Annotated in this window: 18 protein-coding genes and 1 other RNA gene; 11 read left to right on the forward strand and 8 right to left on the reverse strand. The window is 55.9% G+C overall.

Annotation, left to right across the window (positions count from 1 at the left end):
* Nucleotides 1-11: 11 nt before the first annotated feature.
* Both ssrS and zapA read right to left on the reverse strand, forming a co-directional pair.
* Nucleotides 12-195: non-coding RNA, 6S RNA (ssrS, locus tag ACE38U_RS11180), on the reverse strand.
* A 41-nt stretch (nt 196-236) separates the two neighbouring features.
* Entirely contained in the window at nt 237-566 is a 330-nt protein-coding gene (gene zapA / locus ACE38U_RS11185; protein ID WP_038483197.1) for a cell division protein ZapA, read from the reverse strand.
* 168 nt (nt 567-734) lie between these two features.
* Here zapA and ACE38U_RS11190 point away from each other — a divergent pair, with 168 nt between their 5' ends.
* From ACE38U_RS11190 to ACE38U_RS11225, 8 genes are all read left to right on the forward strand, one after another.
* Nucleotides 735-1,313, forward strand: a complete 579-nt coding sequence (locus ACE38U_RS11190; protein WP_144244050.1) for a YecA/YgfB family protein — start codon at nt 735-737, stop codon at nt 1,311-1,313.
* Nucleotides 1,314-1,336: 23 nt separating this feature from the next.
* Nucleotides 1,337-2,653 (forward strand): Xaa-Pro aminopeptidase, encoded by a 1,317-nt coding sequence (pepP, locus tag ACE38U_RS11195; protein ID WP_038479102.1) that lies wholly within the window; start codon nt 1,337-1,339, stop codon nt 2,651-2,653.
* Nucleotides 2,650-3,828 (forward strand): 2-octaprenyl-6-methoxyphenyl hydroxylase, encoded by a 1,179-nt coding sequence (gene ubiH, locus ACE38U_RS11200; RefSeq protein WP_375529750.1) that lies wholly within the window; start codon nt 2,650-2,652, stop codon nt 3,826-3,828. The genes pepP and ubiH overlap by 4 nt, the downstream gene beginning before the upstream one ends.
* A 12-nt stretch (nt 3,829-3,840) precedes the next feature.
* Nucleotides 3,841-5,040 carry an FAD-dependent 2-octaprenylphenol hydroxylase gene (ubiI, locus tag ACE38U_RS11205; protein WP_375529751.1) on the forward strand — a complete coding sequence of 400 codons (1,200 nt, stop codon included), beginning with the start codon at nt 3,841-3,843 and terminating at the stop codon, nt 5,038-5,040.
* Nucleotides 5,041-5,477: 437 nt separating this feature from the next.
* A complete protein-coding gene (gene gcvT / locus ACE38U_RS11210) occupies nt 5,478-6,575 on the forward strand; it encodes a glycine cleavage system aminomethyltransferase GcvT (protein ID WP_038479111.1) in 1,098 nt (365 codons plus the stop codon).
* Between the two features lie 29 nt (nt 6,576-6,604).
* A complete protein-coding gene (gcvH, locus tag ACE38U_RS11215; protein ID WP_008461608.1) occupies nt 6,605-6,994 on the forward strand; it encodes a glycine cleavage system protein GcvH in 390 nt (129 codons plus the stop codon).
* Nucleotides 6,995-7,048: 54 nt separating this feature from the next.
* The gene (gcvP, locus tag ACE38U_RS11220) at nt 7,049-9,922 is read left to right on the forward strand and encodes an aminomethyl-transferring glycine dehydrogenase (protein WP_038479114.1); all 2,874 of its coding nucleotides are present in this window, start codon (nt 7,049-7,051) and stop codon (nt 9,920-9,922) included.
* A gap of 57 nt (nt 9,923-9,979) precedes the next feature.
* Nucleotides 9,980-10,723 carry an SDR family oxidoreductase gene (locus tag ACE38U_RS11225; RefSeq protein WP_375529752.1) on the forward strand — a complete coding sequence of 248 codons (744 nt, stop codon included), beginning with the start codon at nt 9,980-9,982 and terminating at the stop codon, nt 10,721-10,723.
* A gap of 43 nt (nt 10,724-10,766) precedes the next feature.
* Here the strand turns inward: ACE38U_RS11225 and ACE38U_RS11230 are convergent, their stop codons facing one another.
* From ACE38U_RS11230 to ACE38U_RS11240, 3 genes are read right to left on the reverse strand one after another with little or no spacing between them, the layout of a single operon-like run.
* Entirely contained in the window at nt 10,767-11,039 is a 273-nt protein-coding gene (locus ACE38U_RS11230) for a pentapeptide MXKDX repeat protein (protein WP_176981596.1), read from the reverse strand.
* A 37-nt stretch (nt 11,040-11,076) separates the two neighbouring features.
* Complete coding sequence (locus ACE38U_RS11235; protein WP_375529753.1) at nt 11,077-11,838, reverse strand: molybdopterin-dependent oxidoreductase; 762 nt, start codon at nt 11,836-11,838, stop codon at nt 11,077-11,079.
* Between the two features lie 9 nt (nt 11,839-11,847).
* Nucleotides 11,848-12,459, reverse strand: a complete 612-nt coding sequence (locus tag ACE38U_RS11240) for a cytochrome b/b6 domain-containing protein (protein ID WP_375529754.1) — start codon at nt 12,457-12,459, stop codon at nt 11,848-11,850.
* Between the two features lie 145 nt (nt 12,460-12,604).
* Between ACE38U_RS11240 and ACE38U_RS11245 the strand changes: the two genes are divergently transcribed.
* Complete coding sequence (locus ACE38U_RS11245; protein ID WP_038483201.1) at nt 12,605-13,318, forward strand: response regulator transcription factor; 714 nt, start codon at nt 12,605-12,607, stop codon at nt 13,316-13,318.
* 4 nt (nt 13,319-13,322) lie between these two features.
* A complete protein-coding gene (locus ACE38U_RS11250; RefSeq protein WP_038479130.1) occupies nt 13,323-14,789 on the forward strand; it encodes a sensor histidine kinase in 1,467 nt (488 codons plus the stop codon).
* Nucleotides 14,790-14,820: 31 nt separating this feature from the next.
* On the opposite strand, the gene ACE38U_RS11255 is transcribed toward ACE38U_RS11250, so the two are convergent.
* From ACE38U_RS11255 to ACE38U_RS11265, 3 genes are all read right to left on the reverse strand, one after another.
* Nucleotides 14,821-16,254, reverse strand: a complete 1,434-nt coding sequence (locus ACE38U_RS11255) for a 6-phospho-beta-glucosidase (protein ID WP_176981598.1) — start codon at nt 16,252-16,254, stop codon at nt 14,821-14,823.
* A gap of 164 nt (nt 16,255-16,418) precedes the next feature.
* Nucleotides 16,419-17,147: a MurR/RpiR family transcriptional regulator gene (locus ACE38U_RS11260; protein ID WP_038479136.1), complete on the reverse strand. Its 729-nt coding sequence runs from the start codon at nt 17,145-17,147 to the stop codon at nt 16,419-16,421.
* Nucleotides 17,148-17,189: 42 nt separating this feature from the next.
* Complete coding sequence (locus tag ACE38U_RS11265) at nt 17,190-17,783, reverse strand: HD domain-containing protein (RefSeq protein WP_038479142.1); 594 nt, start codon at nt 17,781-17,783, stop codon at nt 17,190-17,192.
* 178 nt (nt 17,784-17,961) lie between these two features.
* Between ACE38U_RS11265 and trhA the strand changes: the two genes are divergently transcribed.
* Nucleotides 17,962-18,615, forward strand: a complete 654-nt coding sequence (gene trhA / locus ACE38U_RS11270; RefSeq protein ID WP_038479145.1) for a PAQR family membrane homeostasis protein TrhA — start codon at nt 17,962-17,964, stop codon at nt 18,613-18,615.
* The last annotated feature ends 21 nt before the right edge of the window (nt 18,616-18,636 follow it).

The following is an 18,636-nucleotide window of genomic DNA, read 5'->3' on the forward strand; positions in this document are numbered from 1 at the left end:
GTAGTAAAGAGGGAATCTCCGAGATGCCGCCGCAGGCTGTAACCCTTGAACCCTTGGTTCAAGGTGAGTGTGTCGTCATGGTCTTCAGGCTTCTCGGACGGACCGAGCATGCTCACCAACCGCGGAGCGCCACACTCTTGTGGTATGAAATATCGGCTCAGGGGACTGGCCCGCTTGCAAACATCTCAGAGAAATTTTGTCTTCGAAGTTACTCTACCATAGTCAACTGCGAAGTGTTATTCAAACTTTGGACCCTGTCGGTCTGCGATGCGACCCTGCTCAAGCAATGCTTGTTCGATGGTCTGCTGTAGCATCCGAATACGCTCTTCCATGTTGGCGGCGTAGTCACGGGTTTTCGACTTTTCCTGAGTCAGCTCGTAGCAAATGTTCAGTGCTGCGATAAAGACCAGCTGCTCGGTATTTGTGACTCTAGTGCGAACTTTTAAATCTTGCAACCGCTGATTCAGCTCTTCCGCAGCCTGATTCAGCGCATCCTGTTGTTCAGGCGGACAATTCACGCGCAATGAACGACCGAAAATTTGAATATCGACTGGTTGTGCAGACATGCTACCTTCCTGCTGTTTACTCGCCTGCCTTAACGCTACCGGCCCCGGTAGCGGAAGGGGCGCCACTATAGCTATCCCGATATCAAGATACAAGCCCTTTTCTGGTATCTGCGGGGGTCCTGGTGGTAGCATAACACACACTATTCCTGCCAACGATGACGAATGCGCATGTCAATACAGAACGCAATGCCTGACTACGACTTAGTCGGTCAACTTTTGAACCAACAGGGTGTGGGCCTGACGCCTGCAGAAATGCACGGCTTAATCAGCGGCATGCTGTGCGGCGGTAACAACGATACTAGCTGGCAAACGCTGCTGCATGACCTGACTAACGAAGGCCTCGCCTTTAGCCAGAATCTGGCGGACCCGTTGCGTAATATGCACGGTGCCATTGGCGACGCGCTGGAAGACGAAGGCTTCCTGTTCCAGCTTTACCTGCCGGATGGGGATGATGTCTCCGTCTTCGATCGTGCCGATGCGCTTTCCGGCTGGGTAAACCACTTCCTGTTGGGCCTCGGCGTGATGCAGAGCAAGCTGGATAAAGTCACCGGCGAAACCGGCGAAGCGATTGACGATCTGCGTAATATTGCCCAGTTGGGCTATGACGAGGACGAAGATCAGGAAGAGCTGGAAATGTCCCTCGAAGAGATTATTGAGTATGTACGTGTTGCTGCACTGCTGTGCCACGACACCTTTACTCATGCGGCACCGACCGCACCAGAGGTACGCAAGCCAACGCTCCACTAACGATAAAAATGTCAGGAGGTGTGATGAATCAGCAGGAATTTCTCCGTCGCCGTCAGGCGTTACTGGCTAAAATGGCCCCCGGCAGCGCTGCGCTTATCTTTACCGCGCCCGAAGTTATCCGTAATGCGGATAGCGAGTATGCCTATCGGCAGAGCAGCGATTTTTGGTACTTCACCGGTTTTAACGAGCCGGAAGCGGTGCTGGTGCTCATTAAAAGTGACACATCACATAACCACAGCGTGCTGTTTAACCGCGTGCGGGATAAAAGCGCTGAGATCTGGTCTGGTCGTCGACTTGGCCAGGAAGCTGCACCGCAGAAGCTGGGCGTGGATCGCGCGCTGGCCTTTACGGAAATCGACGAACAGCTACACCTCCTGTTAAACGGTCTGGACGTGGTTTACCACGCTCAGGGCGAGTACGAATACGCAGACAGCATCGTGTTTGCCGCGCTGGATAAGCTACGTCGCGGTTCGCGTCAAAACCTGGCCGCGCCAGCAACGCTGACGGACTGGCGCCCGACGGTGCACGAACTGCGCCTCTTCAAATCAGAAGAGGAAATTGCAGTTATGCGCCGCGCCGGGGAAATCACCGCGCTGGCGCATACTCGTGCCATGCAGGCCTGCCGCCCGGGAATGTTTGAATATCAGCTCGAAGGGGAAATTCATCACGAATTTACTCGCCACGGCGCGCGTTATCCTTCGTACACCACCATCGTCGGCGGCGGTGAAAACGGCTGTATTCTGCATTACACCGAAAACGAAAGTGAGCTGCGCGACGGCGATCTGGTGCTGATTGACGCCGGATGTGAATACCAAAGCTATGCCGGAGACATCACGCGTACCTTCCCGGTCAACGGGAAGTTCAGCCCGGCACAGCGTGAGATTTACGACATCGTCCTGGAATCCCTCGAAACTTCGCTAAAACTCTACCGTCCAGGCACCTCCATGCAGGAAGTGACGGCGGAAGTCGTACGCATCATGGTTAAAGGGCTGGTGAAACTGGGCATTCTCAAAGGCGATGTCGATCAGCTTATTGCCAGCAATGCTCACCGCGCCTTCTTTATGCATGGCCTGAGCCACTGGCTGGGGCTCGACGTTCATGACGTTGGCTCTTACGGCCAGGACAAGTCGCGCGTGCTCGAGCCGGGCATGGTTATTACCGTTGAGCCGGGGCTTTATATCGCGCCGGATGCGGACGTGCCAGCGCAGTACCGTGGCATTGGCATCCGCATTGAGGACGACATCGTTATCACCAAAGACGGCAATGAAAATCTGACCGCCAGCGTGGTGAAATCGGCAGACGATATCGAAGCGCTGATGGCTGCGGCGCGTCAGCAATGAGCGTAATAATTGTTGGCGGCGGGATGGCCGGGGCGACGCTTGCGCTGGCTATCTCAACGCTCACTCGCGGCAAGCTACCGGTTAGCCTGATTGAAGCCGTAGCGCCGGATTCCACCGCGCATCCGGGGTTTGATGCTCGCGCAATTGCGTTAGCAAAAGGCACCTGCCAACAGCTTGACCGCATTGGTATCTGGCCTGCTATTGCCGACTGTGCAACGGCGATTAAAACCGTGCACGTTAGCGATCGGGGCCACGCCGGGTTTGTCACGCTTGAAGCGGAAGATTATCAGATTGATGCGCTCGGGCATGTGGTGGAGCTGCATGACATCGGGCTGCGCCTGTTTGGCCTGCTGCGTAAGGCGCCGGGCGTAACGCTGCATTGTCCACAGCGTGTGGCGTCTTTCTCCCGGAATGAACATCGCGTAAACGTTGTGCTGGATAATGGCGTCGAGCTGCAGGGTAACGTGCTGGTCGCGGCGGATGGCACTCGCTCTAAGCTTGCCGCGCAGTGCGGCGTGACCTGGCAGCCGCAAAGCTATCATCAGGTTGCAGTCATCGCCAACGTCACCACCTCCGAGCCCCATAATGGGCGGGCGTTTGAGCGCTTTACCGAGCACGGGCCGATTGCCATGCTGCCGATGTCTGACGGGCGCTGTTCGCTGGTGTGGTGCCACGCGCTGGAGGCTCGTGCAGAAGTTGAAAGCTGGAGCGAAGCCGAGTTTTGCCAGCAGCTGCAGCGTGCCTTTGGCTGGCGGCTCGGGAAAATTACCCATGCGGGCGTGCGCCATCACTATCCGCTGGCGCTGACGACGGCCTCGCAGACAGTTTCTCATCGCCTGGCGCTGGTCGGTAATGCCGCGCAAACGCTGCATCCAATAGCCGGTCAGGGCTTTAACCTCGGCCTGCGTGACGTCATGTCTTTGGCCGAAGGATTAGCACAGGCGCACGCCACAGGCACCGATGTTGGCAGCTTCCCGGTGCTTGCGGCCTGGCAGCAGCGTCGTGCCGCAGATAAAGCCGCGACCATTGGCGTTACCGACGGGCTGGTTCAGCTGTTTGCTAACCGCTGGGCACCGCTGGTAGCGGGCCGTAATCTTGGCCTGATGGCGATGGAACATTTTACCCCGGCACGAGACGTGCTGGCTCAGCGCACCCTGGGTTGGGTGGCGCGTTAAAGGAGAGTCAATTTGCAAAGCGTAGATGTGGCGATTGTCGGCGGCGGAATGGTGGGGCTGGCGGTAGCCTGTGGGCTCCAGGGCAGCGGCCTGCGCGTTGCGGTCATTGAAAGCCACCTTCCTCAACCGCTTGCGCCTGATGCCGCGCCTGAACTGCGTGTTTCGGCGATCAATGCGGCCAGTGAAAAACTGCTGACGCACCTTGGCGTGTGGCCAAAAATTAGCGAGCGGGCCAGCTGCTATCACGGGATGGAAGTCTGGGAGCGAGACAGCTTCGGGCAAATCGCCTTTGACGACAAGAGCTTTGGTTTCAGCCATCTTGGGCACATCATTGAAAACTCGGTGATCCACCAGGCGCTTTGGCAGCGGTCGGAGCAATGCAGCGACATCACCCTGATGGCACCGGCGGAAATTAACCAGGTTGCCTGGGGCGAAAACGAAGCGTTTCTGACCCTCAAAGACGGCGCGATGCTGACCGCAAGGCTGGTCGTCGGCGCCGATGGCGCAAACTCCTGGCTGCGCGATAAAGCAGATATTCCGCTGACGTTCTGGGACTACAATCACCACGCGCTGGTGGCAACGATTCGTACCGCCGAACCGCATCAGGCTGTCGCCAGGCAGGCGTTCCACGGAGAAGGTATTCTGGCGTTTCTGCCGCTCTCTGACCCGCATCTGTGCTCGATTGTCTGGTCGCTGCCGCCGGAGGAAGCGGCGCGTATGCAGCAGGTGGACGATGAAGCCTTTAATCAGGCGCTTTCCGTAGCCTTTAATATGCGCCTCGGCCTGTGTACCGTGGAAAGCGAGCGCCGCGTCTTCCCGCTGACGGGGCGTTATGCCCGCAGCTTTGCCGGTCATCGCCTGGCGCTGGTGGGCGATGCCGCCCATACCATTCATCCGCTGGCCGGGCAGGGCGTCAACCTGGGCTTTATGGATGCCGCAGAATTGATTGCCGAAATCCGTCGCCTGAATCTTGAGGGCAAAGACTTCGGGCAGCATCTTTATCTGCGCCGCTATGAACGCAGCCGCAAGCACAGTGCGGCGGTCATGCTTGCCAGCATGCAGGGGTTCCGCGACCTGTTTGCCGGCAGCAACCCGGCGAAAAAGCTGCTGCGGGATATCGGCCTGAAGCTGGCCGACACGCTGCCGGGCGTGAAGCCCCAACTGATCCGTCAGGCGATGGGGCTGCAAGACCTGCCGTCCTGGCTACGTTGAATCTCTAAGTGATAACCCCGTCACATTTCCCTTCCCGATGACCGGGAAGGGCACCTTCGCCCTCGTTTGAAATATTCTAATCTCAGGACAAATCTCGGATTACATTTTCTAATCTTACAATTTTAGCGATGTAGTTAATTTGTTTCTGAAATGGTCGTAAATGTTAGCTAGTGCTAAATTCGACATTAAATACCTGCTGTTAATGTGGGGCGCATCGCATTTTTTCAGTGAATTACTCTGCACACTTCCTCTCCCATTTTGGTCATAAGCTAATGCAATGACCGTTTTCCGCTTATGGTTTACGCCCCCGTTCGGTGGTAAGTTCAGGTCAAAGGTAACGTTTGCGTCGCTATCGGGGAACGGTGGCGGTGCCGGGTTTCGTCTGACGGTTGGCAAAGCCAAATCCGCTTTGCAACCAGATGGTTAAAGAGGAAAAGATGACTCAACAGACCCCCTTATTTGAACAGCACACGCTTTGTGGCGCCCGCATGGTTGATTTCCACGGCTGGATGATGCCGCTGCACTACGGCTCACAAATTGATGAACACCACGCGGTACGCACCGACGCCGGTATGTTCGACGTTTCCCACATGACCATCGTCGACCTGCAGGGCAGCCGTACCCGCGAATTCCTGCGTTATTTGGTCGCCAATGACGTCGCCAAACTGACTCAGCCAGGCAAAGCGCTTTACACCGCCATGCTTAATGCTTCCGGCGGCGTAATTGATGACCTGATTATCTACTTCTTCACCGAAGACAGCTTCCGCCTCGTTGTTAACTCCGCCACCCGTGAAAAAGACCTTGCCTGGATTAACCAGCATGCTGAGACGTATGGCGTGTCCGTTACCGTGCGCGATGACCTGTCGCTGATTGCCGTTCAGGGCCCGAACGCGAAGGCTAAAGCCGCCACGCTGTTTAGCGAAGAACAACGTAAAGCCGTTGAAGGCATGAAGCCGTTCTTTGGCGTGCAGTCCGGCGATTTGTTCATCGCCACGACCGGCTACACCGGCGAAGCGGGCTATGAAATTGCGATGCCTAACGAAAAGGCCGCAGAGTTCTGGGCGCAGTTGGTTGAGGCCGGCGTTAAGCCTTGCGGGCTGGGCGCTCGCGACACGCTGCGACTTGAAGCGGGTATGAACCTCTACGGCCAGGATATGGACGAAGGTGTTTCTCCGCTGGCTGCCAATATGGGCTGGACTATCGCCTGGCAGCCGGAAGATCGTGATTTCATCGGCCGTGAAGCGCTGGAAGCGCAGCGCGCCAGCGGCACTGAGCAGCTGGTTGGCTTGATCATGACCGAAAAAGGCGTATTACGTAATGAGCTGCCGGTACGGTTTACCGACGCGCAGGGCAATATCCATGAAGGGGCGATCACCAGCGGCACCTTCTCGCCTACGCTCGGTTATAGCATTGCGCTGGCCCGCGTACCGGCCGGCATCGGTGAAACGGCGATTGTGCAGATCCGCAACCGCGAAATGCCGGTCAAAGTCACCAAACCTATTTTTGTTCGCGCCGGTAAGCCGGTTGCGCTTTAAATTTTGAAATCAGGTATCAGGAGAAAACAATGAGCAATGTGCCGAACGAACTGAAATACAGCAAAGAGCACGAATGGCTGCGTAAAGAAGCTGACGGCAGCTACACCGTGGGCATCACCGAACACGCGCAGGAACTGCTGGGCGACATGGTGTTTGTGGACCTGCCTGAAGTGGGTGCCACCGTTTCTGCCGGCGATGATTGTGCCGTTGCCGAATCCGTGAAAGCGGCTTCTGACATCTACGCCCCAATCAGCGGTGAAATCGTCGCGGTTAACGACGCGCTGAGCGACAGCCCGGAGCTGGTCAACAGCGAGCCTTACGGAGAAGGCTGGATCTTCAAAATTAAAGCCAGCGACGAAGCACAGGTTGCCGCGCTGCTGGATGCTTCTGCCTATGAAGCGCTGTTAGAAGACGAGTAATTTTTAAACCCCTCTCCCCGGCGAGAGGGGAAAACATTTCAGGAATCACCGCTCATGACCCAGTCTTTACGTCAGTTAGAGAATCACGAAGCGTTTATCGACCGTCACATTGGCCCGAACGCGCAGCAGCAGCAAGAAATGCTGGACACCGTCGGGGCGAAGACGCTCAACGACCTGATCACCAGCATCGTTCCGCAGGACATTCAGCTTGCCGAGCCGCCTCAGATTGGCGCCGCTGCGACCGAATTTGCCGCGCTGGCTGAATTAAAAGCCATCGCCAGCCGCAATAAACGCTTCAAAACTTACATTGGCATGGGTTACACCGCGGTACAAACGCCGCCGGTGATTCTGCGTAACATGCTGGAAAACCCGGGCTGGTACACCGCCTACACGCCTTATCAGCCGGAAGTTTCCCAGGGCCGTCTTGAAGCGCTGCTGAACTTCCAGCAGGTCACGCTTGACCTGACCGGCATGGACATCGCTTCTGCTTCGCTGCTTGATGAAGCCACCGCGGCGGCAGAAGCTATGGCGATGGCCAAACGCGTCAGCAAGCTGAAAAACGCTAACCGCTTCTTTGTGGCGTCCGACGTTCATCCACAAACGCTGGACGTGGTCCGTACCCGCGCGGAAACCTTCGGTTTTGACGTCATTGTTGATGACGCAGCGAAAGTGCTGGATCACCAGGATGTGTTTGGCGTGCTCCTGCAGCAGGTTGGCACTACCGGTGAAGTGCATGATTACACCGCGCTGATTGCCGAGCTGAAACAGCGCAAAGTGGTCGTGAGCGTTGCCGCAGACTTTATGTCGCTGGTCATGCTGACCGCACCGGGCAAACAAAGCGCGGACATCGTGTTCGGTTCCGCACAGCGCTTTGGCGTACCGATGGGTTACGGCGGCCCGCACGCGGCGTTCTTCGGCGCACGTGACGAATTTAAGCGTTCCATGCCTGGCCGTATTATCGGCGTCTCCCGCGATGCCGCCGGCCGCACCGCGCTGCGCATGGCGATGCAAACCCGTGAGCAACACATCCGCCGCGAGAAAGCGAACTCCAACATCTGTACTTCTCAGGTTCTGCTGGCGAACATTGCCAGCCTGTATGCGGTCTTCCACGGCCCGGCCGGGCTGAAGCGCATTGCAGGCCGCATTCACCGCCTGACCGACATTCTGGCCGCTGGCCTGCAGCAGAAAGGCCTGGTCCTGCGCCACAAGCACTGGTTCGACACCCTTTGTGTTGAAGTTGCCGATAAAGCCGCCGTGCTGGCGCGTGCCGAAGCGCGTGAAATCAACCTGCGCAGCGACATCCTGAACGCGGTGGGCATCACCCTTGATGAAGCCACCACCCGTGAAGACGTTGTGGCCCTGTTCGACGTGCTGCTGGGCGATGCTCACGGCCTGGACATCGACAAGCTGGATCGCGACGTTGCCAACGACAGCAAATCCATTCCAGCGCCGATGCTGCGCGACGACGAAATTCTGACTCACCCGGTCTTTAACCGTTATCACAGCGAAACCGAGATGATGCGCTACATGCACTCTCTGGAACGCAAAGACCTGGCGCTCAACCAGGCGATGATCCCGCTCGGCTCCTGCACCATGAAGCTGAACGCCGCCGCCGAAATGATCCCGATCACCTGGCCGGAATTTGCTGAACTGCATCCGTTCTGCCCGGCAAACCAGGCTGAAGGTTATCATCAGATGATTGCCCAGCTGTCCGACTGGCTGGTGAAGCTGACCGGTTATGACGCGCTTTGCATGCAGCCGAACTCCGGCGCGCAGGGCGAATATGCAGGCCTGCTGGCTATCCGCCGCTACCACGAAAGCCGCAACGAAGGCAGTCGTAATATCTGCCTGATCCCAAGCTCCGCGCACGGTACCAACCCGGCCTCCGCGCAGATGGCGGGCATGGAAGTGATCGTTGTGGCCTGTGATAAACAAGGCAACATCGATCTGCAGGATCTGCGTGCTAAAGCCGAACAGGCTGGCGAAGCGCTCTCCTGCATCATGGTGACCTACCCGTCGACCCACGGCGTGTATGAAGAAACCATCCGCGAAGTTTGCCAGATTGTTCACCAGTTCGGCGGCCAGGTGTACCTGGACGGGGCGAACATGAATGCCCAGGTCGGGATCACCACGCCGGGCTACATTGGCGCAGATGTTTCGCACCTTAACCTGCACAAAACCTTCTGTATTCCACACGGCGGTGGCGGCCCGGGCATGGGCCCAATCGGCGTGAAAGCACATCTGGCTCCGTTTGTACCGGGCCACAGCGTGGTGCAGATTGAAGAGATGCTGACCCAGCAGGGCGCGGTTTCCGCGGCTCCGTTTGGCAGTGCCTCTATCCTGCCAATCAGCTGGATGTACATCCGCATGATGGGCGCGGATGGCCTGAAGAAAGCCAGCTCCGTGGCGATTCTGAACGCCAACTACATCGCGACTCGCCTCAAGTCCGCTTACCCGGTGCTGTACACCGGCGCGAACGGCCGCGTGGCTCACGAATGTATTCTGGATATTCGTCCGCTGAAAGAAGAAACCGGTATCAGCGAGCTGGACATCGCCAAGCGCCTGATCGACTTCGGCTTCCATGCGCCAACCATGTCGTTCCCGGTGGCGGGCACGCTGATGGTTGAGCCGACCGAATCCGAAGGTAAAGTGGAGCTGGACCGCTTCATCGAAGCCATGCTCTCTATCCGCAGCGAAATTGACCGCGTGGTAGCCGGCGAATGGACGCTGGAAGACAACCCGCTGGTGAACGCGCCGCACACTCAGGACGAAATCGTTGCCGAGTGGGCGCATCCGTACACCCGCGAGCTGGCTGTGTTCCCGGCAGGCCACGGCAACAAATACTGGCCAACCGTGAAGCGCCTCGATGACGTTTACGGCGACCGTAACCTGTTCTGCTCCTGCGTGCCGATGAGCGAGTACGAATAGTTTTAACAACTTGATGACGGGCACTTCGGTGCCCTTTCTTGTTTCTGGAGAAGACACATGCAGATAGCTCTGGTTACCGGCGGCAGCCGGGGAATCGGCAAAGCCACCTCGCTTTTACTGGCCCGGCATGGATATAAAGTGGTGGTTAACTACCTTCGCAATAAGCAGGCTGCGGACGAAGTGGTTAATACGATTGTCGCCAGCGGCGGCGAAGCGCTGGCGCTGCGGGCGGATATCGCCGATGAGCTTCAGGTGATGGCGATGTTTGCAGAAATCGATAACGCGTTTGGGCCGGTGACCGCGCTGGTGAACAATGCCGGGATCCTGTTTCAACAATCGACGATTGAAAATCTGACGGCGGATCGTATTAACCGTGTGCTGACGACTAACGTTACCGGATATTTTCTCTGCTGCCGGGAAGCGGTGAAACGCATGGCATATCGACACGGCGGGGAAGGCGGGGCGATTGTTAACGTTTCTTCTGCCGCGGCCCGTTTAGGGGCCGCGGGAGAATATGTGGACTATGCGGCGTCAAAAGGCGCGGTCGATACTTTGACCACCGGGCTGGCGGTTGAAGTTGCCGCGCAGGGCATCCGCGTGAACGGCGTGCGGCCTGGCTTTATTTATACCGAAATGCATGCCTCCGGCGGAGAAGCGGGGCGAGTCGATCGGGTGAAAACGGCATTGCCGATGCAGCGCGGCGGCCAGCCGGAAGAAATAGCAGAAACCATTGTTTGGCTGCTGAGCGAGAAGGCTTCTTACGTGACCGGTACGTTTATTGATGCGGCAGGTGGGAAATAAGATCGCTACGCCAGAAGAGGGTGAGACTGGCGTAGCGTAAGGCTTATTGCTTGCTCATGCTGTCTTTAGCCATACCGTCTTTGGCCATGCTGCCTTTGCCCATATGGTCTTTGCTCATGCCGTCTTTCTTCATCCCATCTTTGGACATGCAGTCTTTCTTCATGCCGTCCTTGTTCATGCCATCTTTACAGGTGTGGGTCATTTTGCCCATGCCGTCTTTGGCCATAGAATCTTTGCTCATCGAGTCGGCCGCGTTGGCACCGGCAATCCCGAACAGCATGGTGGAGCACAGCAGGGCAGCGTAGATCTTTTTCATTTTTTGATTCCTTACGTTCACAGTGAGATACAGAGAATTAACTACCGCCGAACCAGTTATAGCCCTGGTCTTCCCAGTAGCCGCCGGGGTAGCGATTAGTGACTTCAATAACCTGAATATGTTTCGGGTTCTTGTAGCCGAGTTTGGTTGGGATGCGCAGTTTCATCGGGTAGCCGTATTTGCGCGGCAGGACTTTGCCATCCCAGGTTAAAGCAATCAGCGTTTGCGGGTGCAGCGCAGTGGCCATATCGATGCTGGTGTAGTAGTCATCCGCACATTTAAAGCTGACGTATTTAGCCCGCAGATCCGCGCCAATACCTTTCAGGAACAGGGCAAAGGGCACGCCGCCCCACTTGCCGATGGCGCTCCAGCCTTCAACGCAGATGTGGCGAGTCACCTGGCTCACCTGCGCCATCTGGTGAAGCTGCGCCAGGGTCCAGGGGCGCTTGTCGGTAATCAGCCCGGCAAGCTCAAGGCGATAGCTGTCGCCGTTGATATCCGGCGCTTCATCCTCGCCGTAGAAAGCGTTAAACGGGAAGTTAAGGTCGATCATGCTTTCCGGGTAAACCGGTGCCAGCTGGCTGCCGTTAAACAGCCAGGCCTGAATGCGGTCGTTAAAACGTGAAATCTTGCCGAGCGAGCTTTCAACCGTGGCGTTATCGCTGATATCGCAGCCGGTTAGCATCGCGATGCCGCCGAGCGTTAAGCCCTGCTTTAAAAAACGACGGCGGCCTTCCTGGGTGAGCTGCTTATTAATCAGCTGCGTCGCTTCTTTAATGATCTCGTTTTTATCGCTCATGTTTCTTCCTCAACGGCCACGGAGCATGGCGAGCAACGTGCGGGGTACCAGCGCCACCATCAGTAGATGAACCACCACGAAACCGACCATCGCGGACATGGCATAAAAGTGGATAAACCTCGCCGTGTCGTAGCCGCCAAGCAATTCTCGCAGCAGGGCAAACTGCACGGATTTCCACACGACAAGGCCGGAAACAACCAGCAGCAGGCTGTCGGCGATAACGAACAGATAGGCCGCCTTTTGCACCATGTTGTAATGGCTGAGGTCGGCGTGGGCTAATCTCCCCCGCAGCGCCGCAAAGGCATCCTGGAAGAATTCACGAGGTGAAAGAGGCCAGTATTTCTGCCTGAAGCGGCCGCTGAAGAGATTGCACAGCAGGTAAATCATGCCGTTGACCGCAAACAGCCACATCCCGGCGAAGTGCCACTGCAGCGCGCCGCCCAGCCAGCCGCCGAGGGTAAGTTCATTGGCAAACTGAAAATTAAACAGCGGAGAGGCGTTATAAATGCGCCAGCCGCTGGTGACCATAATCAGCATCGCCAGCGCATTCAGCCAGTGGCAGAGCCTCAGCCATAAAGGGTGAATGAGCGGTGGGGCGGTATGCAGCGTTGAGCTTTCCATCGTCCGGCTTCCTCGTGATTCGATGCAGCGAGTATTGGCCGGATTTGTTCCCGATTGCCTCACGCAAAGTTAAATTAAATGTGACAACTTAACCGACGCGAGTTGTGTAAACTTTGGTTATGCCAGGCGTGTGGGGACGGACAAAGTGAATCAGGCAAAAAAAATCTTAATCGTGGAAGACGACGAGAATATCGCCGAGCTTTTGCAGCTGCATCTGCGGGAAGAAGGCTTTGAAATCGTTCATGCCGCCGACGGCAATGTCGGGCTGGAAAAGCTGAGACAGGGCGGCTGGGATGCACTAATCCTCGATTTGATGCTGCCCGGCGTCGATGGCCTCGAGATTTGCCGTTTTGCCAGAAGCATGACGCGCTACACGCCGATTATCATGATCAGCGCCCGCTCCAGCGAAACGCACCGCGTGCTTGGGCTTGAGCTGGGCGCGGACGATTATCTGGCAAAACCGTTTTCAATGCTTGAGCTGGTGGCCCGCGTGAAGGCGCTGTTCCGCCGCCAGGAGGCCATGAGCCAGAACCTTAAGATAGATGCCGGGACTTTGACCTTTGGCCCGCTTTCTATTGACCCTCTGGCCAGAGACGTTCGCCTGAATCAACTGCCGGTAGAGCTAACTCCGCGTGAGTTCGACCTGCTCTATTTCTTCGCCCGCAATCCGGACAAAGTGTTTTCGCGGCTGAATCTGCTCAACCAGGTCTGGGGCTATCAGCACGAAGGCTACGAGCACACCGTTAACACCCACATCAACCGCCTGCGCATTAAGATTGAAGACAACCCGGCGGAGCCGAATTTTATCCGCACCGTGTGGGGTAAAGGCTACAAATTTACCGCCCTGATACGTGAGTAACCCTATGCGAATTCTTACGCTTTCCCGGCGCCTGACGCTGGTTTTTGCCGTGCTGCTGCTGACCGCCTGCGCCTTTTTGGGCTGGCTGCAGGTCCGTACCAGTACGCAGTACAGCCAGGCCGTTATCCAGCAACTTTCCGGTGACCTGGCTCAGCACATCAACCAAAGCTACCCGCTGCTTGGGCAGGATGGGCTGAACAAAGACTCGGTGCGAACGCTGTTCGATCACCTGATGGCGGTGAATCCCAGCGTGGAGGTTTACCTGCTGGATAAGCAAGGCAACATTATTGGTGATGCGGCTCCGGATGGGCATATAAAGCGTCATCAGGTCGATCTCGCGCCGCTTCAGGCCGCGCTGAAAGGCGATAAGTTCCCGCTTTACGGCGATGACCCACGCAGCCTTGATGGGCAAAAGGTATTTAGCGTGGCGCCGATGCTGCGCGACGGCAAGCTGGAAGGCTATTTGTACGTGGTATTGCTGGGGGAAACCTATAATCAGCTCGCCAACAGCGCCCAGTTTGATGCTGTCCTGAAGCTCAGCCTGCTGTTGTTGAGCCTGATCTGCGTGCTGGGGCTGGTGGTTGGCGGCCTGGCGTTCCGTTGGATCACGCGCCCGCTACGCGAACTTTCGCAGCACGTTAAGGCCCTGGAATCGGGTGGTATGGCAGAAATGCAGGCGATGGCGGCGCTCCCGCAAAATCCACAGCAGGACGGGGATGAGCTTGCCCAACTCCGTCACGGGGTGATTGCTATGGCGGGGAGAATCTCCGAGCAGTGGCACAGCCTGACGCAGCAGGATCAGCTGCGGCGCGAGTTTATCGCCAATATATCTCATGACCTGCGCACTCCGCTGACGTCGCTGCATGGCTATCTTGAAAGCCTGTCGGTAATGTCGGCCACCCTGAGCGAGGCCGATAAAAAACGTTATCTGGATATCGCCCTCGCGCAAAGCCAGAAGGTGGGCGCGCTGGCGCAGTCGCTGTTTGAGCTGGCCCGCCTGGAATATGGCGTGGTGAAGCCGCACAAGGAGAGTTTCTCTATCAGCGAACTGCTGCAGGATGTTTTCCAGAAATTTGAGCTACCGGCGCAGACTCGCCAACTTGAGCTTTTGGCTGACATCCAGCCTGGATTGCCGCTGATTGAAGCCGATGTCAGCATGATTGAGCGTGTGCTGACCAATCTGTTGGACAACGCGATCCGCCATACGCCGGACAAAGGCGTGATTTCGGTCCGGCTATGGAAAGAGCTGGATAAAGTGATGGTGCAGGTCAGCGACAGCGGGCCGGGTATTCCGCAGGAGCTCAAAGAAGGGCTGTTTGTAAGGCCATCGATTGTGCATCAGTCCCGGCTCAGGGTCGGCGGGCTTGGCCTGATGATCGTCCGACAGATGCTGCAGCTTCACGGCAGCGATATTTCCCTGGTCGACCTGCCGCAGCGCGGAGCCTGTTTCCGGTTTGGCCTGCCCGTTTAAACAACAAAGGCGCCATAACGGCGCCTTCTACTTAGAGATTCTCGCCGTTGCTGGCTATCACTTCTTTGTACCAGTTGAAGCTCTTTTTACGGGAGCGAGACATATCGCCGGTGCCGTCGTCGTGTTTGTTCACGTAGATAAAGCCGTAGCGCTTGCTGTACTGGCCGGTGGTAAACGACACGCAGTCGATGCAGCCCCATGGCGTATAGCCCATCAGGTCCACTCCATCGTAGGTCACGGCTTTTTTCAATTCTTCAACGTGAGCACGCAGGTAATCAATACGGTAGTCATCGTTGATGGAGCCGTCGGCTTCGACCTTGTCGTAAGCGCCAAAGCCGTTTTCTACGATGAACAGCGGCTTCTGATAACGCTCATACAGTTCGCACAGCGCATAGCGCAGGCCAACCGGGTCAATCTGCCAGCCCCAGTCGGAGGCTTTGACATGCGGATTTGGCACGCTGCCCTGGAAGCCGGAAAGTGCATCGCCGCTGCCGCCCTCGGCCTGAACGGCATTAGTCATGTAGTAGCTAAACCCGAGGTAATCGCAAACACCCTCGCGCAGGATCTGCTCGTCACCGGCTTCCATTTTGATGTTGAATTCGCGGCGTTCCCACTCGTTCAGCACGTAAGAAGGGTAATAGCCACGCAGCTGCACGTCGGTAAACACGTAACGCTCGCGCATCGACTCCTGGGCGTACATCTGATCTTCTGGCTTACAGGAGAAGGCGTACAGCGGCACCATCGCCAGCATGCAGCCAATCTTCATTTCCGGGTTGATGCGGTGGCCGATTTTCACCGCCATTGCGCTCGCCACAAACTGGTGGTGCAGCACCTGGTACATCACCTCTTCCGGGTTGTCGTGCTCGGTGTAAACCACGCCAGAGCAGCAGTAGCCGAACAGCGGCGCGCGCCAGTTACGCTGGTTGTTGATTTCGTTAAACGTCATCCAGTACTTCACTTTGCTCTTGTAGCGCTCGAACACGACCTCGGCGAAACGAACAAAGAAATCGACCACTTTACGGCTGGTCCAGCCGCCGTATTCGGTGACCAGATGGTGCGGCATTTCGAAGTGGGAGAGGGTGATAACCGGCTCGATGTTGTACTTCAGCAGCTCATCGAACATGTCATCGTAGAACTTCAGGCCGGCTTCATTAGGCTGCAGTTCGTCGCCATTAGGGAAAATACGGGTCCAGGCAATCGAGGTGCGGAAGCACTTGAAGCCCATTTCGGCGAAAAGCTTGATGTCTTCTTTGTAGCGGCCATGAAAATCAATTGCTTCATGGTTCGGATAATATTTACCGGGTACAACCTGCTGAGTAATCTCACGAGGCACGCCGTGGGCGCCTCCCGTCAGTACGTCACAAATGCTTGGGCCTTTACCGTCTTTGTTCCAGCCGCCTTCTACCTGGTGAGCGGCAACCGCGCCGCCCCATAAAAAGTCCTTCGGTAACTTCAGTTGTTTCATATTATTTCATCTCATCGTTAGCGCAGGAAATAATGTGCGTTGAATCACACTGTGGCGCTGAATGTATTATTTCTGTTTTCGAGTCTAACAAATGAAATGGGATTGTCACGATATAACAAATAGCGTGAATTGTGATTTGTCACAAATAAAAAACAGGGTGTTTTTTATAGCATTCTTTTTGCCAGACGGCGGCCAATGGTTTCAAGAATATAAATAACGGGAATTTGTGTAGTGATGTCATAAACCCCGGCAATACGTACCGGTGGAATATGCCAGGAAATATTAAAGTCGGCTAACTTAGCCAGCGACGAGTTCTCATGGCTGGTGATAGACATCACTTTACAGTGGTGAAGGCTGAACTGGCTGGCAAAGCGTAAGATCTCTTCCGTCTCGCCGGAAACCGAAAGTACAATAGCCAGCGCGTTACGTGCCATATCGTTGGTAACCGGAAAATAAGGATCGTCGATATGGTTACTGAATTTACCGACGTTAGAAAAGAAGCGTGCGCCGTATTTTGCTAATGCACCTGAAGTTCCCGCACCGACAAAAATAATACGCTCAGATGAACATATAATATCTACCGCGTGGTCGATGAGAGTATCAAATTCTTCGTTATTGGTGCTTTTAAAAAAGCTGATGATTTCGCTGCTGCCGAAATTAGCTGGCTGAGATTCCGTTTGCTCCAGATATAATTTAAAGCGAACGCGAAACTCGGAATACCCCTCACAGTTGAGCTTGCGGCAAAAACGCAGCACGGTGGTGGTGGAGACGCCTGCGGCATCTGCCAGCTCACGGATGGTCATGTACATCACTTTGTCTTTGTTTTTAATGACAAAGTTGTAGACCATCATTTCCAGACCGTTCAGGTTGGCGATTGCCGCGTGGGTAAACATACTCTCTCTTCCTGCTGAGTCGACTTTTGCTAACGGCCAGGGCTAACGCAGCCAGCCTTTCTCGTGTGCCAGATATAATTGGCGCTCGACATGTTGCCATAATTCCGGCCAGCTTTCTCCCACCTGTGCGTTACGGGTTAATACCTGCTGCAGGGAAATATTATTCTCCCGCCAGCTTTGCCCTTCGTTATGCAGATTCAGCAGGATAGGCAAAATACGATCCAGCGCTCCGGCAAAACGAGCATCAGGGCTGGTGCCCGACTCATATTCTTCCCACAGCGCAAGGAATTGTGGCCCCTGTGGCGCGGGTAATAAACCAAACAGGCGGCTAGCGGCCGCGGCTTCTTTGTCGGCTATGGCTTCACGGGCGGCAATGTCGTAAACCAGCACATCGCCAACGTCGATCTCCACGATGTCATGCAGCAGCGCCATCTGAATCACTCGCTGAATATTCACGTCTTCCCTGGCCCAGGGTGCAAGGCTCATCGCCGCCAGGGCAAAATGCCAGCTGTGCTCCGCGGAATTCTCATGGCGTTCATGGCCGATGATTTTGGTACGGCGCTGAACCAGCTTGAGCTTATCGATCTCCATCAAAAAATGGATGACCTCACTCATCTCGCCAAATGCCTGTTGCATCGTGTTTTTTCCTGTTTTTTACGCTGTCGTTTGATTGTAAAAGAAATCATCCAGACTGACGAACCGAGGTCGTCACAGGCGCTCACACATTTATTTTAGCTTACATGTGTTCACTGGAATCATTCTCAGTTAGGCTAGTGGTGCTGCTTTATTCTTCTATATCTCCGGGAGGAGCCAGATGGCTCGCAAACCACTTATCGCGCATGGATATTCTCTGGCTGAGGAAGTAGCCAACAGCATCAGCCACGGTATTGGGCTGGTGTTCGGCATCGTTGGCCTGGTATTGCTGCTGGTGCAGGCGGTTGACGCCAACGCCAGCGTGACGGCGATTACCAGCTACAGCCTTTACGGCGGCAGCATGATCCTGCTGTTTCTTGCCTCAACGCTCTACCACGCCATCCCGCACGAGCGGGCTAAACGATGGCTGAAAAAGTTCGACCATTGCGCCATCTACCTGCTTATTGCCGGTACCTATACGCCTTTTTTACTGGTGGGGCTCAACTCGCCGCTGTCAAAAGGGCTGATGATTGTTATCTGGAGCCTGGCGCTGGCCGGGATCCTGTTCAAGCTCACTATCGCCCACCGGTTTAAGGTGCTGTCGCTGGTGACCTATCTGCTGATGGGCTGGCTGTCGCTGGTGGTTATCTACCAGATGGTGGTCAAACTGGCGCCGGGCAGCGTGACGCTACTGGCGATTGGCGGCATCGTTTATTCGCTTGGGGTTATTTTCTACGTCTGCAAACGCATTCCTTACAACCATGCTATCTGGCACGGGTTTGTGCTGGGCGGCAGCGTTTGCCACTTCCTCGCGATTTATCTCTATATCCGCTAAAACGCTTAACCCGCGATAAAA

Source organism: Cedecea selenatireducens, assembly GCF_042138895.1.
In the GTDB taxonomy this organism is placed as follows: Bacteria; Pseudomonadota; Gammaproteobacteria; order Enterobacterales; family Enterobacteriaceae; genus Cedecea; species Cedecea selenatireducens.

Excerpts from the sequence above, each read along its gene's own strand:
- ACE38U_RS11235 (WP_375529753.1), bottom strand. The coding sequence starts at position 11,838 with ATGAGCGATAAAAACGAGATCATTAAAGAAGCGACGCAGCTGATTAAT.
- ACE38U_RS11250 (WP_038479130.1), top strand. The coding sequence starts at position 13,323 with ATGCGAATTCTTACGCTTTCCCGGCGCCTGACGCTGGTTTTTGCCGTG.
- ubiH (WP_375529750.1), top strand. The coding sequence starts at position 2,650 with ATGAGCGTAATAATTGTTGGCGGCGGGATGGCCGGGGCGACGCTTGCG.
- gcvH (WP_008461608.1), top strand. The coding sequence starts at position 6,605 with ATGAGCAATGTGCCGAACGAACTGAAATACAGCAAAGAGCACGAATGG.
- ACE38U_RS11265 (WP_038479142.1), bottom strand. The coding sequence starts at position 17,783 with ATGCAACAGGCATTTGGCGAGATGAGTGAGGTCATCCATTTTTTGATG.
- ACE38U_RS11260 (WP_038479136.1), bottom strand. The coding sequence starts at position 17,147 with ATGTTTACCCACGCGGCAATCGCCAACCTGAACGGTCTGGAAATGATG.
- ACE38U_RS11190 (WP_144244050.1), top strand. The coding sequence starts at position 735 with ATGTCAATACAGAACGCAATGCCTGACTACGACTTAGTCGGTCAACTT.
- trhA (WP_038479145.1), top strand. The coding sequence starts at position 17,962 with ATGGCTCGCAAACCACTTATCGCGCATGGATATTCTCTGGCTGAGGAA.
- ACE38U_RS11240 (WP_375529754.1), bottom strand. The coding sequence starts at position 12,459 with ATGGAAAGCTCAACGCTGCATACCGCCCCACCGCTCATTCACCCTTTA.
- ACE38U_RS11255 (WP_176981598.1), bottom strand. The coding sequence starts at position 16,254 with ATGAAACAACTGAAGTTACCGAAGGACTTTTTATGGGGCGGCGCGGTT.
- ACE38U_RS11230 (WP_176981596.1), bottom strand. The coding sequence starts at position 11,039 with ATGAAAAAGATCTACGCTGCCCTGCTGTGCTCCACCATGCTGTTCGGG.
- zapA (WP_038483197.1), bottom strand. The coding sequence starts at position 566 with ATGTCTGCACAACCAGTCGATATTCAAATTTTCGGTCGTTCATTGCGC.
- pepP (WP_038479102.1), top strand. The coding sequence starts at position 1,337 with ATGAATCAGCAGGAATTTCTCCGTCGCCGTCAGGCGTTACTGGCTAAA.
- gcvT (WP_038479111.1), top strand. The coding sequence starts at position 5,478 with ATGACTCAACAGACCCCCTTATTTGAACAGCACACGCTTTGTGGCGCC.
- ACE38U_RS11225 (WP_375529752.1), top strand. The coding sequence starts at position 9,980 with ATGCAGATAGCTCTGGTTACCGGCGGCAGCCGGGGAATCGGCAAAGCC.
- gcvP (WP_038479114.1), top strand. The coding sequence starts at position 7,049 with ATGACCCAGTCTTTACGTCAGTTAGAGAATCACGAAGCGTTTATCGAC.